9 protein-coding genes are annotated in these 16531 nt (G+C 35.3%); all 9 read right to left on the bottom strand.

Annotated elements, in window-relative coordinates; genetic code table 11:
- Positions 1-103 precede the first annotated feature (103 nt).
- On the bottom strand, positions 104-523 hold the full coding sequence (locus tag ENL20_01065) for a hypothetical protein (protein ID HHE37150.1): 420 nt from the start codon (positions 521-523) through the stop codon (positions 104-106).
- A gap of 792 nt (positions 524-1315) precedes the next feature.
- Positions 1316-1738, bottom strand: coding sequence for a hypothetical protein (locus ENL20_01060; GenBank protein ID HHE37149.1), 423 nt, complete (start codon positions 1736-1738; stop codon positions 1316-1318).
- A gap of 119 nt (positions 1739-1857) precedes the next feature.
- Positions 1858-3276: a sigma-54-dependent Fis family transcriptional regulator gene (locus tag ENL20_01055; protein HHE37148.1), complete on the bottom strand. Its 1419-nt coding sequence runs from the start codon at positions 3274-3276 to the stop codon at positions 1858-1860.
- 22 nt (positions 3277-3298) lie between these two features.
- Positions 3299-5443 (bottom strand): GHKL domain-containing protein, encoded by a 2145-nt coding sequence (locus ENL20_01050; GenBank protein ID HHE37147.1) that lies wholly within the window; start codon positions 5441-5443, stop codon positions 3299-3301.
- Between the two features lie 125 nt (positions 5444-5568).
- Complete coding sequence (locus ENL20_01045; protein HHE37146.1) at positions 5569-7893, bottom strand: hybrid sensor histidine kinase/response regulator; 2325 nt, start codon at positions 7891-7893, stop codon at positions 5569-5571.
- A gap of 554 nt (positions 7894-8447) precedes the next feature.
- The gene (locus ENL20_01040) at positions 8448-11141 is read right to left on the bottom strand and encodes a T9SS type A sorting domain-containing protein (protein ID HHE37145.1); all 2694 of its coding nucleotides are present in this window, start codon (positions 11139-11141) and stop codon (positions 8448-8450) included.
- A gap of 99 nt (positions 11142-11240) precedes the next feature.
- Entirely contained in the window at positions 11241-13907 is a 2667-nt protein-coding gene (locus ENL20_01035) for a T9SS type A sorting domain-containing protein (protein HHE37144.1), read from the bottom strand.
- Between the two features lie 313 nt (positions 13908-14220).
- The gene (locus ENL20_01030) at positions 14221-15402 is read right to left on the bottom strand and encodes a pyridoxal phosphate-dependent aminotransferase family protein (protein HHE37143.1); all 1182 of its coding nucleotides are present in this window, start codon (positions 15400-15402) and stop codon (positions 14221-14223) included.
- 358 nt (positions 15403-15760) lie between these two features.
- The coding region (locus ENL20_01025) for a class I SAM-dependent methyltransferase (protein ID HHE37142.1) at positions 15761-16531 on the bottom strand (771 nt) is incomplete at its 5' end.

The following is a 16531-nucleotide window of genomic DNA, read 5'->3' as shown; positions in this document are numbered from 1 at the left end:
TGCTTAATATTATCAGGAAATAATTCTATTCTCCGAATTCCGTTTAGTTAAAAAAAGGGAGACCTGTATTGTCTCCCTCCCTTTTGTTGAATCCGCGTTTTTATTAGTTGTCGATGGTTGTAGAAATCGCTCCTGTTGCTCCGGTAACAGTAGCAGTTGCTTTAACTGGATTTGTTCCATCATTTCCTGTTTCGGTTCCTACACCCACAATTGTTAAAACTGCACCATCCGTAGTTAAACCAAATTCACCATTCTCAGTATAAAGTGAGTCAGCAGTTGCATTATAATTATATCCTAACCACTGACCAACTTCGTCAACGACAAATGTACCAGCTCCACCTCCGTGGCTTGCCGGACTTCTGAAATAAGCCATTGCCTGAGCTCCGAAATTGTTAATATCGGCAACGATTGCCTGACGATTTGCATTCACTGCCTGGCTGTTAAACATTGAAATACCAACAGCTACAGCAATTCCTACGATAATTACGCTCAATACTATGAGCAAGATTTGTTGTGTTCCCATTTCTCCTCCTTTTTTTTTAGAAATAAGTTTTTCTTTTTTTTCACTCTATGCGACACGCCATTAATTAAGCAATCACTGTGCCAAATCATATTTATGAATTTTAAATCTATTCTTATCTCTTTAGATTTCAAACAGATAGGTTGTTGTTTAAAAGTTTTTCCTAGTGTGTTTTATAGATTTTCAGTTTAGGATATTGGTTAATTCTGTCAAATCTGTCATAAAAATATTACACTCTTAAGGATAATGTCATAAAATTATGACAAAACAAACCTGATTTAAAAACTATGATGTAGTTTTGATATTAAAGGAATATTACTTCTAATAAATTTTATTCTCATTTATGAATTTGAAAATTTGATTATTTGATGATTTAATTTTGAATTCTATAAATCGTTATATAAGCACAAAATAAATTTGAGAAAACATAAAAGATATCCGAAATTCAGGTAATATTAGACAAAAATTAACCATTCACTTCAGTGAATGGCAGGTTTGGTAACTACAACTCACTTCTGAATTCATTCAGTTCATCTTCCGGCTGAAGTCGGTAATTCATGTCGAGTCTCATTTTCTCCATCGAATAAATTCGATGGTTAATGTTTGATTATGTATTTTCATAAAATGATGCTTTCTGAAAAATGGTGTCATAATAAAATCTATGAGGTCAGGTGTTCTGATATTACTATAATTGAATTATGTAAAGCTTCAAAAAATCAGAATTGTAGCTGTTATCTTCGTTGCGAAATATGAGTTAATATAATTTCTTATTGATTATTTTTAGCTAAAATATGATCAGTTATTCACCGTAACACTCAGGTTTCCTGATTGACCTGTTACGACCATGGTTGCCTTCACTTTGTTCGTTCCATCTCTTCCCACTTCCCTTCCAATTCCGACAATAGTCAGATTATCACCTGCATATGAAAGACCATACTCACCATTTTCATTTGATAAGGAATCAGTAGCAGAATCATAATTATGACCTATCCAGAGTCCAAGTTTGTCGATATCGCTCCAGGAACGAGAACCTCCTCCGAAACTGGAAGGAGCTTTATAATATGCTAACGCATTCCCGGCAAAAGTATTTAGATCAGTTATTATTGCCTGACGATTGGAACCGGAGGACTGATTGTTGAACATAGTTATCCCAACAGATACTGATACTCCAACAACTATGACGCCAATAACTATTAAAAGGATTTGCTGTGTTCCCATGATCAACTCCTTTTATTCCAAAAATTCTGCCCCACCATAATAAAAACACTGCAATAACCATACCAATCAAAAATGATTTATCAAAAACAATATTAAAATGCCTGATTTACAAAATTTCTTTATATCCTGAATTTTTTTAAGTCGATATCATATTTTTTAAACTTTTCATAAAGATTTTGTCTTTTTATTTTTGAGATAGTTGCAACTTTGGTAACATCTCCTTTATGCTTGACTAACAGTTCTTCGATATATTTTTTTTCAAAATTTTCTTTTGCATGATTAAACGGTAGATTGAGATAATTCTGTAAAGGATCAACCAAATTGATATTATCCTGAAAAATATTATCAGGTAAATCTTCCGGCATAATTTTTGTATGAGAACAAAGAGCCACTGCATGTTCGATCGCATTTTTCAGTTCTCTGACATTACCTTTCCATTCATTTGCGAGAAGGATAGACATTGCCGGTTCGGAAATTGTTAAATTCTGTTTTCCATGTTTTTCTGAAAATTCATTCATAAAAGCATTTGCCAGTATTTTTATATCTTCTACCCTTTCTCGCAAAGGAGGTATTTTTATATTAATAATATTCAATCTGTAATAGAGATCCTCCCTAAAGTTTTTAGCTTCGATCTCTTCTTCAATGAGTTTGTTTGTAGCTGTAATTATCCTGACATCAACCTCGATATCTTTGTCTCCTCCAACCTGACGAATAACACCTTTTTCCAATACTCTGAGCATTTTAATTTGAAAAGAAGGTGAAGTTTCCGTGATCTCATCGAGAAAAAGAGTTCCTCCATCAGCTTCCTGAAAATATCCTATCTTGTCTCTGATCGCATCTGTGAATGCTCCCTTCTTATGACCAAAAAGCATACTCTCTAATAGATTTTCTGGAATTCCACCGCAATTAAGTGCGACAAATTTCTTATCTTTTCTTTTGCTGTTTCTGTAAATTAATTCCGCAAAAAGCTCTTTACCCACACCTGTTTCACCGGTTATCAGGACGGTTGTATCAAGGGGTGCGATAACTTTAACCTTTTCCATGATCTTCTGGATGACAAGACTATTCCCGACAATATTGGTTCTATCAAAACCGTGAGCAAGAATGTTTCTTAATCTTTTAATTTCTTCAACCTGCCATTTTGATTTGAGAATTTTTTCGATCATCAATTTTAAGAGTTCAAGATCTTCCACAGGTTTCTCAATAAAATCCTCTGCTCCCAGTTTCATTGCTTTAACTGCCATTTCAATCGATGCTTTTCCACTGATAACTACAACTGAAATATGAGGCCATTGTTTTTTGATCTCCTGCATGAGTTCGATCCCATCTATACCCGGCATAACAACATCGGTCATGGTTATATGATAATTATTTTTTTTGAGCTTTTCCAGAGCTGAAGTTGCAGAAGTAGCAGTATCAATATCATAATCATCTTTTAATTGCCTGCTGAAAATATCAAGTGCATCCTGTTCATCATCAACGATCAAGATTTTTGCCCGTTTTTGAGAATATTCCGAAAAAAATTTCTGTTTACTCATTTTCTCCTCAAACTATAAAAAATTATTTTCCGAATGGTAGAAATATTGTAAATGTGCTTCCATGTCCAATAATAGATTTAACTTCTATCCTACCATTATATTTTTCAGTGATATTTTTACCAATTGCTAATCCTAAACCAAATCCAATTGCATCTTTATGTTTTTTAGTCGTAAAATATGGTTCGAATATCTTATCCAAATTCTTTTCTTCAATACCGGAACCGGTATCCTCTATTTCTATGGCGACCAACTCACTTGTCTGATATGTTCTCACTCGGATATATTTTTCAGGACTGTCTTTTAAAGATTCTATAGCGTTGTTTAATAAATTTGCCACACATAAACTGATATCACCAAAAACTGCTAATATTTCAGGAAGTTCAGGATCAAGATTCTTCTCGAGAATGACATAATGCTTGAAAAAAAGATTGTGAGTGCAAAGTTCCAATTCCTGCTCAATCAATTCATTGATGTTGATAGGGTGAGTCATATAAACATCATCTTTCCTGATCTTTGTTTGTAACACTTTTACATAATGAGAAATGACCTTTCCGGCTTCCAGTATTTTTTCCAGATCTTTATGTCTGGAAAATTCCTTTTTCAACAACTGAGCATAACCGAGGATCGAATTTAGAGGTGAATTCAAATTATGAATGATCCCTTCTACTCTTCTCCCGATTTCAGCTAATTTATTGCTTTTTATCAATTCCAGTTCCAGAGCTTCACGAGCCTTTCTTTCAGTAACCTCTTTTGTAATATCTGCGATACTTCCCACCAGCCTGGTTCCGGATTTATCTTCAACAGGTCTGACATTGAATATCAAGTATTTCACTTTATCTTTGATCTTAACTCTTACACTGGAAATCGTAATCGCTTCAGTCTTTGCCTTTTCTAAAATACGGGGACTGAAATGCAGAAATTCAATCAAGCTGACTCCGAGAACTTTATCTGTTTCTGATATTTCCAATAATTCTCTGAAACTGGGATTGCATAAAATGATCTTGTATTCCGAATCCAACCAGAAAATCCCGGAATTCAGATGTTCAACTAAAAATTTGTATCCTTTATGAGAACTGCTATATTCTGCTAAAGCTTTATTCATCATATTGAAAGTCTCGATCATATCACCGAGAACACCTGAATACTTGTTTTCCAACTTCTCTACAATATCTCCGATTTTACCATAATACCTGATCTCTATCGGCTCGATAATAGAAGGATTTTTGGCAACATCCTGCATTCTGTCACGAATTTCTTTTATTGGATGCAGTATTGTCTGCTTGAACCAGGTGCCGATCAAAACGATTGCGATCAGAGTAATTCCCAAAATAATTATTAAGAAAAACAAAATGCTTTGCTGTACGAACTGGTTGAAATTCCTGTTAAAAGGAATTATGAAAAAAGCAGAAGGTTCTCCATTTAGATCATAATTGATATATATTCCGGAAGCAATTTCCGTATTCAAACGAAAAATCGATTCTTCTTTATCCTCATCGATCATTTTACCTATTTTGTTTGAAATATTATCGACCAAATTAGAAAAATTGTCAGGAAACAGGTCTTTCCGGAGTTCTTCGGAATTGGGAATCAAGACTACCTCATTATATTGCTCCAAATGAAAAGACTGCCTGTTGATGGATTCAACATTTACTACGATACCGATAAATTTTTCTTTCTCATCATCCTCATAAAAAGAGAAATAAGATATTTGATAGAGTTTATTACCGAAATTAGCGATAAAAGAACCGAAATCATTAACATATAAAAGCTGGAACATTTTATTAACATATTTTTCAATCAAATCCCATTCTGTTCCATAGATCAGATCATTCTCGTGATTATAAATAACAATATGACCTGCTTTAGGATTAGATAAATAAGGAGTTATTCTTTTAGATATTTTCAAGGAATCAAGATCAAGGATACTATTAACAATTTCTTTATCATCTGTAATCGAGTTGAGAAGATCAAGGCTACCTTCTTTAAATTCAGTTTGTGCTAATTTAATAAATGACAGTGGTTTTAATATCTTTTCATTTTCATATTGCTTGATGATATTTTTGGCAATTATCCATTGCAGGATTGTTAAGAAAAGCACAAGTAAAAGTGAAATAACGAAAAATGAAATAAAGATCCTTTTTTCAAGACCAGCTTTCTTTCTTTTCATTTATTCTCCTAATTTTGGAGTACATTAACCGTGTAAATGTTATGCGACACAGTCGCTTTCTGGAAATGATGAATAGCCGACGATTCAAAATATAACACGATTACTTTACTCCGAGTATTGAAATCCTAATAAGCAGAACTCTTTTGATCTAAAATTTCTCTAACTTTAGTAACCAGTTCGGAAAAGGAAAAAGGTTTTTTTAGAAATCCTGCGAAAAATCCTTCCATTCCCTTTTTGATCTCTTTATCTTCAGTGTATCCGGAAACATATAGGATTCTGATTTTCGGATATATCTTGATAATATTTTCAGCAAGCTTGAAGCCATTCATTTTGGGCATTCGAACATCGGTTATCAAAAGTTGAACAGGATTAGCATATTTTTTTGCATATTCCAATGCTTCCAAACCATCAGCAGCTTCTAAAACATTATATCCGAATTCTTCTAAAATTGAACATATAAACTCCCGCACATTGGGTTGATCTTCCACCAGCAGAATGGTCTCATCTCCTTTGGGGAGTTTGCTTTCATCACCGATTTCTTCCTCGAATTTCTCTTCTTTTTTCAAACCGGGGAAATATATTTTAAAGTTCGATCCTTTACCTGGTTCACTTTCGACAAATATATAACCATTATTTTGCTTAACGATCCCAAATACAGTTGATAAACCCAAACCTGTTCCTTTACCGGGTTCTTTAGTAGTATAAAAAGGCTCAAAAAGATGATGCAAAATTTCTTCGTTCATTCCACAGCCATTATCTTTTACAGATAAAACCACATATTCTCCGGGTGGAATTGTTCCAAAAGTTGTAGAAAAAGGTTCATTAAGGTTCAATAAATCAGTATGTATTTCTATATTTCCATTTTCTGAGATTGCATCCCGGGCATTTAAAACCAGGTTTGATAAAATTTGTTCAATCTGACCCGGATCTGCTTTAATATCTTTAATATTCACTTCAAGATAACTTATAAGATTAACATTCTCACCGATCAGACCTCTGATCATATTTTCAACATCGAGTATAATTTTATTGAGGTTTAGTGATCTCGGTTTTATTATCTCCTTCCTTGAAAAAGCAAGGAGTTGTTTTGTTAAGTTTGCTGCTTTTATCCCGCATTTATTAATGTTCAAGATACTATCATAAAATTGATCTGTCTTTGATATTTTAGATAATATCGTACCCGAATAACCATTGATAACAGTCAAAAGATTATTAAAATCGTGAGCAATCCCTCCAGCAAGTTGTCCTACAATTTCCATCTTTTGAGCCTGCAACAGCTGCGCTTGAATTCTGCCTTTTTCATTTTCTGCTTCTTTCTGTTCTGTGATGTCTTCACAAGTCGTAACCATTGCTATCGGTTCATCTCCTACTTTAACAATATCGGTTATCAACCTTACCGGGAAAGTTGATCCATCCTGACGGATATTTACGCTTTCTCTGATCAAACCCTTCCATTTCTTTACATGCTCAAGAGACATACTTTTTCTCAGATTGGGAGGAGCAAACATCTTAACATCTTTCCCGATCAAATCTTTAACTTCATAGCCATGCATTTTTGCGTCAGCAGGATTGGAATAAATTATTTTTCTATCCATATCGGTTATCGTTACACCGAGATGCATAGTTTCAACAGCTTTTTTCAGTTCCTGTAAAGTTTTCTTTGTTTGGATCGTATCGGTGACATCGACCAAAATTCCAAAAGATCCAAAAAAAAGTTCTTTCTCGAACATCGGACTTGCTGTAACTTCAATTATCCGCTCTTGACCATCTTTCCGGATGATCTTCATTTCATATTTACTTGTTTCACCTCTTCTTCTAATTTTAGTCTGATCCAAAATGTTCTTGAATTCGTCAGGAGTTGTAAAGTCCTGTAAATTTCTTCCAATCAGTTCTTTAACCTCACAACCGAATATTTCAGCAGTAGCAGGATTCACAAAAGTAAGATTTTCCTTTTCATCAACAACGCAGATTCCCTCTTCAATCTTTTCTACAAGAGTTCGATATTTCCTTTCACTTTCCCGAAGTTCTCTTTCAACTTTTTTCCGATAAAATGCCATTTCAATAGTCGCATGAAGTTCTCTTTCTTCAAAGGGTTTAAGAATATATCCAAAAGGCTCGGCAATTTTTGCTTCTTGAATAATTTTCTCGTCTGTATAAGCAGTTAGATAAATAACCGGAATTCTCAAATTAGTCCTGATAATATCTGCTGCTTCGATCCCGCTCATTTGACCTTCCAGCATAATATCGGTAAGGATCAGATCCGGAGGATTACTTCCGGCTTTTTCCACAGCCTCCTCACCGCTGGAGACAATATCGGAAACTTCATATCCCAAACCAACCAAAGTTCTGTGAATGTGACGGGCTATGATTTTTTCATCTTCAACGATCAATATTTTCTTCTTTTCCGAATCCACGATCTCCTCTCTCACTTCTTTTAAAATTCCTTTCACAAAATCAAAAAATGAATATTAAAAAATGCCTTTGGGAGTCAAATAGTTTTTAAAGAAACTTGATATCAAACTTTTTAATTTTTCTTTTCAGATTATGGAAATTATGCTTCTTCAAGTATCCGAATGTAAAAGCTGCAAAGCGATTATTTCGACTGACACTAACCTTTCTGAAATGGAAGTGCTGAAAATATACTTAAGGCAAGGGAGTATCGGAAAGAATAGAATTAATATTTTTCTTAAAAAACCTTCAATCTGATATTTCAGATCGAAGGTTTATTTTAAATATAACTATCAAAAACCATTTATCAAAAACCATTGCGAAGGTCGAGAAAAGCAAGAAGTATCACAACCATTCGCAAGGTGTCATAAGATTACTTCATCATGAAGTATTGTGGAATTCTTGCATCGAACCCTCTCAATACTTCTAAATGAAGAAATTCTCCTTGCTTCTCTTACTTCTAAATGAAGAAACTCCTCATGCTTCTCTTACTTCTAAATGAAGAAACTCTTCATGCTTCTCTTACTTCTAAATGAAGAAACTCTTCATGCTTCTCTTACTTCATCAGGATCATTTTTTTAGTAGAAGAATATCTACTGCCATGTTTCAATTTATAGAGATAAACTCCGGCAGAAACATCTCGTCCTTCCTTATCTTTTCCATCCCAGGATATGGAGTAAAGCGACTCCGTCGCTTTTGTTTCAACAGAATTGAAACACTCCAAAACTCTTACTTTCTCACCTTTAATGTTGTAAATTTCTATCTCTGCGTTCTCTCCGCTCTCTGGGGTAAGATTAAAAGAAATTGTAGTTTGAGAGCTAAAAGGATTCGGGTAATTTCCGATTAATCTCGTTAAAGATGTTTCGGTGAATTCATCATCTGCTGAAACATTATAATTTAAAGTAAAATCCTGGTTTTCAAGTGTGTCACCATTGCTTAATGAAATCCCGTTAATCTGATCAGGATCGTAATTCAGCAAGGAAGCATATAGGTCATAAGTTCCTGATTTTGCATAAAGGACATAATTTCCATCAGCATCAGGATGAGACATATAATTATCAGCTTTGACGGCAACATCAATAATATTTCCGTTTCCTTCATTCAGATCAACAGAACCGCTGATCGTGCCGAAGTTTTGCGAAATAATCACAGCTTCGATGCAGAAATTATAATCTAGGCTTGCTGCCAGTTCAGTCCAACCGCCGGTTCTCATAAACGCACCTTTTCCTGCAACTCTTGGTCCGGCATCATGATAAGCAAGATCTCCGGTTAAGGTATGAATTTTGTAGCCCACATAATACTGCTCGGTAATATCTACTGCAGCAAAGGTTTCCAGGATAACTTCTACCCATTCTCCGGCAGTAAAATCTTCAACCTCAATTTCAGAAACAAGATCATTTCCTTTCCAGATCTGACCGTAAAGTTCACCATCTGCAGGATTGATCGGAGCTTTGAACCTGACTTTGGAGAAGACATCTCCCTCCAATCCGGAAAGTTCCTCTTCTGTTAAAAGAATAGCACAACTCATTGTATAATTGGGAACTAAGTTCCAGATTCCTGCGGGATACCCGGAATATGTATAAGCAACATCTCCGGAATATTCTTCCAAAACAAAATCGATAATTTGATTATCAACCGTGATCGTGACATTTTGGGAATCAAAATAATTTCCCGCTAAACTAGCGGTGGCAAAATATTCACCGGGAAGAACACTAGGAATCGAGAAATTACCATCAGCATCTGCTGCTCCGGAACTCATCAATTCTCCATCCTGATATACTCGGATCTGGCAATTTTCCGGACTTATCGGAGCAGTAACAGTTCCTGCTAAAGATTCAAAATTGCCCATATCAAACTGGATGAAATTAGTTCCCTCGCTCAAATAAACTTCGGTTTGAGCATAATAGAATCTATCTTCTTCCAAGACTGCAGTTGCCTGGTAAGTTCCTTCCCAAACAGCCGGGATCTGGAATGTTCCGTTCACATCATTGACATAACATTCATGGAAATTCTCACCTTCCAGGGTAATATATGTTCCCACAGGAGATGCTCCATTCATATTTACATAACCATAAACTTCTTCGATGGGAGCATCACCACCTTCAATATCCAGAATTGTATCCGTAATTATGGAATAACTGTTCGGCATTCCGGTTGGTAATAAGTACCAACAAGAACTATTTGAAGAACCCCAACCAAAATTAAGGTGATAAAAATTATCAGTGTTGTAACCATCACCATTAATTGCATGTCCGTTATTAAATCCGGAAGTAAAAATAGCAAATTCTACAGGTCTTCCATGAGTCATATTATCCTGTAATCTCTCGATATAATTGTAAGATCCCCATTCAACGCAATCAGCATCATCATATCCGAACTTATTGATAAGAGCATTATCGACATAACTTACTTGAGTTCCGGAACCATTGGAGTCATAATTCATGTGAGTCGATACACCCGCTGCAAAACAGATCGCAGCTTTATCATTATCAGTTAGAACAGAACCGTTTTGATAGTGAATTTTCAGATCATCGAGATAATTATTTAGTTCGGGAAAGGAAGGAAAATCTCTATCATCGTGATCATTATCAATATAAATATAGGGCCATTCATAACCGGAATAATAGTCATCGTTATTGTTAAACGAGACATCACCGATATATTCATGATAATCCAGGATCATTGACATCGCAGTTGCCACACAACCGACAACTGATCGGTGATTGTTATTATCAAGCGGACAAAAAGCCTTGTAAACTCCGCTTTGATTCCATCTTTTTTCGATCCAGCCGTCAGTTTGAGTTGTTCCTTCCGGAGGCCATTGCTGAAAATCTCGGTCTCTTCTTTTTCCGTTTAGAAATTCATTCCAGATTTGATGATTTTCCTGAACTTCCCGATTATCGATCTGATAATATTCCATTCTCAAATTAAGATCATCTTTGATCATTTGATAGAGAATATTTTCATCTTTATCCTTTTCAAAAAGTTGATTTTTAAAAGAATATGCGATCACCGGATAAAAATCGTTATCAGCACTGACAGCAACGAATCCGTCAGGTTTAAGATTAAAAATATAAGCGACTGTTCCTCTTTCATCGGAAATTGGATATGAGTTTAAGGAAGCATATTCTTTTGCCGAATAATTGATAAAATTTTCCATAACCTGTCTTGCTGTATTTAAGTTCTGAAATTCTCCCGCAAGAAGCGTTAACATCATCGCTAAAAGTACTAATAAAATTGTTCTTTTCATAATTCCACCTTTTTTGCTCACGGATTTTTACAGATGAATCCGGATAAGAAATTTTACCTATCCGTTCAAATCAGTGAAAATCAGCGGCAAATATAATTTTTATTTTAATAACATCATTTTTCTAGTTGAAACCAACTTGTCATCGATGATCAATTTATAAAGATAAATTCCGCTGGAAACTCGATGACCAAATTCATTTGTTCCATCCCAAATAATTGTCGATTGACGATTTTCGATTGGCAATTGTTTTATTATCTGACCTTTAATATTATAAATTAAAATCTCTGTGTTCTCTGTGTTCTCTGCGTCTCTGTGGCAAGAAAAGGAAATATTTGTCGAAGATTGGAACGGATTAGGATAATTTCCATGCAGAGAATTTACAGAAATATTGGCATCATTATTTTCGATTCCTGTGGGAAAATATTCGAGGACAAAATTTTGATTCTCGATTATTTGTTGATCATCAAGGGAAATTCCTTCGATATTAGAAATTGCATAATCTCTCAGAGATGCCTGAATGTTGTGATTTCCCGGTTTAAGATAAAATTCATAAAAACCTGAATTATCAGGATGAGCATGATAAAAATATGAACTCACAATCACATCGGAAATATTGCCGTCACCTCCGTTAAGTTCAACATTTCCGGAGATCATGCCATAATCTTGAGAAACCAAAACCGCATCAATGCAGAAATTATAATCAAAAAGCGCAGGGAATTCGATCCAGGAGTTTGTTCGCAGAAAGGCACCTTTTCCTTGAATTCTCGGACCTTCATCGATAAAGACAATATCACTTGTTTCCGAGACAATTTTATAGCCGACATAGTACTGATTACCTGATTCAATCGGAATATAATTATTTAAAATTATTTCTTTCCATTCGCCGGTAGAAAAATTCTCAACCTGTTTTTCGGAAAGCAGATCATTTCCATTCCAGACTTGAGCAAAGATCTCACCTTGAGCTGAATTTATGGGACACTTGAATCTTATTTTGGAAATTACATCATTTGTATGTTCGGAAAGTTCTTCTTCAGTCACCAGGATTGCACAGGTTAAGGAATATTCGGGGATCAAACTGAAAATTTCATCAGCAGAGCCAGCATAAGAAAGAGAAAAATTTCCGGGAAATTCCGTCAGGTTAAAGTCGAATGATTGTTCTGTAAGCATGATCTCAACTTCTTTTTGTTCAAAGTAATTCCCATCCAAACTGGCAGAAGCAGTATAATTTCCGGGCAAAACATCAGGAATGGAAAATTCACCGTTTGCATCAGCAATTCCGGTATGAACAATTTCTCCGTTTTGAGAAAGCGTAATAAAGCAATTTTCAGCAGAAACCGGAGCATTGATTGTACCGGTTACGGCTTCGTAATTTCCTAAATTGAAAGTAATAAAATGGTTGTTTTCATCAATGTTTACATCTTTTGATTCATAATAAAGACGACCATCACCCAGAGTTGCAGTTGCCTGGTAAGTTCCTTCCTCAACTGCGAGAATCTCAAAATCACCGCTTTGTTCTGTTACAAACACTTCATAAAATCTCGGTCCTTCCAATATAATATGAGTTCCAATCGGAGAAACACCGGGAACATTAACAACACCTTGAGTTGTTACAGGAACGGAACCACCTTCAATGTTCATCACAGCACCACCAATGATCGAATAATTACTCGGCATTCCGGAAGGCAGAAGATACCAGCAAGTGCTGTTGGAAGTTCCCCAACCATAATTCAAATGATAGTAATCGTCAGTGTTATATCCATCGCAGATAATAGCATGACCATTGTTCCAACCTGCTGTATAAATAGACATTTCCGCAGGTCGCATGTTCATCATTTCATTAGATAACTGGTTATAAAAAGATTGATCATCATTATCAATCCAGGTTGCAGAATCGAAACCGAATTTATTCAGTAATGCCTGAGCAACATTAGAAGTGTAGGCACCAGAACCACCGGAACTGTACCACATCTCAACTGAAATTCCACAGGCAAAATTCAAAGCAGCTAAATCAGTACCGGTCAACATTTCTCCATTTTCATAATGTTCGACCATGTTATCGAGATAAATGTTTAATTCAGGAAAGGATGGAAAATCCCTTTCTTCATGATCATTATCGATGTGTCCGCCGCTTCCCGAATAATAATTATCGGAATTATTGAACGAGATATTGCCTGCATATCCATGAAAATCGATGATCATTGCCATTGCAGTTGCAACACAACCAACAACAGACCGTTCTCCGCTGTTATCAAGCGGACAGAAATCATTATAAACTCCGGATTGATTCCATTGCGTTTCGACCCAACCGTCGGTTGGAGTCGAACCGGCGGAAGGATATTGCAGGAAATCCCTGCTGCCAATTTCACTGTTCAGGAAATTTCTCCAGATCTGCTGATTCTGAACAGCTTCTTCTCGATTAACAGCATAATATTTTATTCTTTTAGAAACATCCTCTTTGATCATCCTGTAAATAAGATTGTCTTCTCCATCTTCCATAAAAAGTTTATTTTTAAATGAATAAGCGATTATTGGATAGACATCATTATCAGATGAGACCGCGATAAAACCTTTTGGTTTGAGATTAAATATATAAGCAATCGTTTGATCATTTTCCTCGATCATATAATTTTCGATAATATTAGAGCTTTGAATTTTATTATTCAGGAAATTTTCAGCAACAATTTGAGCATTAGTGTTACTTTGGTGGACAGCCATGACAGAAACAAATGTAAACAGAAACAGTGTTATAAAGAAAATCCTTTTCATTCTTCCTCCTTCTTTGACACTATAAAATATTTCTGTTCTGTATTAATGCAAGAATTATTCCTAAATAATGTGGGATTTTAAAAAAAGTTTTTTCACCGCAGAGAACGAGAAAGACGCAGAGAGAATCCAAATCTTTTTTGTTCACGGATTAGCACAGATTTTCACGAATAATGCACGAATAATGTATATTAAGGAGGTCATAAGAGAAACTCTCAAATTTATTTGTGAGAATGAGATTCAAAAAAAGGGCAAACGGTTTTAACCATTTATTTTTTTGCGATGCGGTTCTATATTACTTTGAAACTTGATTTATCTATATTATCCCCACATTCTTCCCGATCTTTTCAAATTTTTCCAAAGCAAAGTCTAACTGCTTCCTGGTATGAGTTGCCATAAAACTTGTTCTGATCAGCGTATCGTTAGGGGGAACAGCAGGCGGAACAACCGGATTGATAAATACACCCTCATCGTCGAGTTGTTTCCACATCTTGAAGGAGTTCATCATATCACCGACATGAAGAGGTATGACCGGAGTGCAGGAACTTCCGGTATTATAACCCATATTTTTGAAATTCTCTGCCATGTAATGCGTGTTTTCCCAGAGATGATCGATCCGTTCCGGTTCTTCTTTCATAATTTTCAGAGCTTCCAAAACCGTAGCTGCCGATGCTGGTGGAAGAGAAGCACTGAAGATCAAAGGACGAGCATGATGCTTCATATAATGGATGACATCTTCTGATCCGGCAATAAATCCGCCAACAGAAGCCAGTGATTTACTGAAAGTTCCCATGATCAGTTCGACATCATCAGAGCATCCAAAATGCATAGTTGCTCCAGCTCCGGTTTTATGCATAACTCCAAGAGAATGAGCTTCATCGACCATAACGCTGACATTATATTTTTTCGCCAATTTACAAATATTTGGAATATCAGCAATATCACCTTCCATACTGAAAATACCATCAACAACGATCAAGGCACCTTTTCCGGCAACTTTATTTTTTAGAACAGTTTCCAGATGTTTCATATTATTATGATTAAAGCGAACCATTTTTCCCATGGAAAGCATACAGCCATCCAAAATCGAAGCATGATCAAATTTGTCTGTAACAATAAATTCTCCCCGCTCGACCATGGATGAAATCGCTCCGAGATTTGCCATATATCCGGCTGCGAAGGCGAGTGATGCTTCTTTTCCAACCAGTTTAGCCAATTCGTGTTCCAGTTCTATATGAATATCGAGAGTTCCGTTCAAGAAGCGAGAACCTGCACAACCTGTTCCATATTTGTCGGTTGCTTTTTTGGCTGCTTCAATAATTCGCGGATGATTGGTCAGTCCGAGATAACTGTTCGAGCCAAGCATCAGCATTTTTTTTCCATTCATCATAACTTCCGTATCCTGCTCGGAACTGATCACCCGGAAATACGGATAATGTCCTAAAGCTATGACTTCTCTCGCCGCTGTAAAATCTCTTACTTTATCGAGTAAACTCATTGTACCTCTTTTTTAAGTATTTTCTATCGCAAAAACTGAATAATGTTGTTCTGTGTCAATAAAATATTATCTGGCAGAGATTTCTAAAGATTACAGCAGACAGATTATGATTCGAGCAGCAAGGATTGAATGATACTTTCCCGATCGTTTGCGTACCTAATGAGATCTCTGTTGTATTAAAAAAATGAAGAGAAGATGTTGATCACGAAATAGGATTAAGTTTTGTGTGTGCGGCGGAATAATAATGATTCCAATCGTAATCAAACAACCTAAATCCTGAACCGTAAGGTTCAGGACAAAACCACCAATGAACCTGAACAACGACACGCTTGTTACATGGCATTTATTTTAAACTCTTTCAACTTTTAGAGCACAAACTAAATATAACATTATCACCACTCCATAAATCTTCTTTTGGGAGAATATCTACTCTAAAATTAATGTTAGTAAATTTATGTGGTTTTAAGATTTTTATAATATCATTTTGAGAAAAGAAATGTGTCCAAAATCGATAAGTTTCAATGTTTTCATTTGAATCGGCAATGATATGTTGAAACAAAATCACTTTGCTTGATTCATATAAGAATGACTCTGATAATGCGATGTATGGAGAAGCACTCCAAAATCCACTTTCTACTGCTTCCCAGTTTTTTGGAGATATTCGTTTTTCTAATTCGTTGTCTTTAAGGACATCAAAAATGAAAGTACCACCTTTTTTAAGAACTCGATAAATCAGACTCAAAAGTTTATCTCTTTCTTTTGGATCCAAAACTCCAAAGTCAGTATAAATTAAAACAACTAAATCGTATTTGTCTGCTTCTAAATCGATATTTAGATAGTTTGCATTTTGATAAGAAATATTTAGCTTTTGATCAATTGCAGATTTTTTCGCATATTCAATTGAATGTTTCGAAATATCGATTCCTGTTACATTGTGTCCTTTTTTTGCAAAAATTTCAGAATACAAACCAGGACCACACCCCAAATCAAGAATATCTAATTTACAGTTTTCTTTTTGTGTACTTAGAATCCAGTTAGCAGTTTTATTTATTGTTGATAGTTTTCTACTTGCAAGATCAATGTCTGGATTAAGATGAATATTCAATAATTGCTTTGAAATATGTTCATC

This window comes from Candidatus Cloacimonadota bacterium (assembly GCA_011372345.1).
GTDB lineage: Bacteria > Cloacimonadota > Cloacimonadia > Cloacimonadales > TCS61 > DRTC01.
This window is presented reverse-complemented; position numbering and strand designations above follow the sequence as displayed.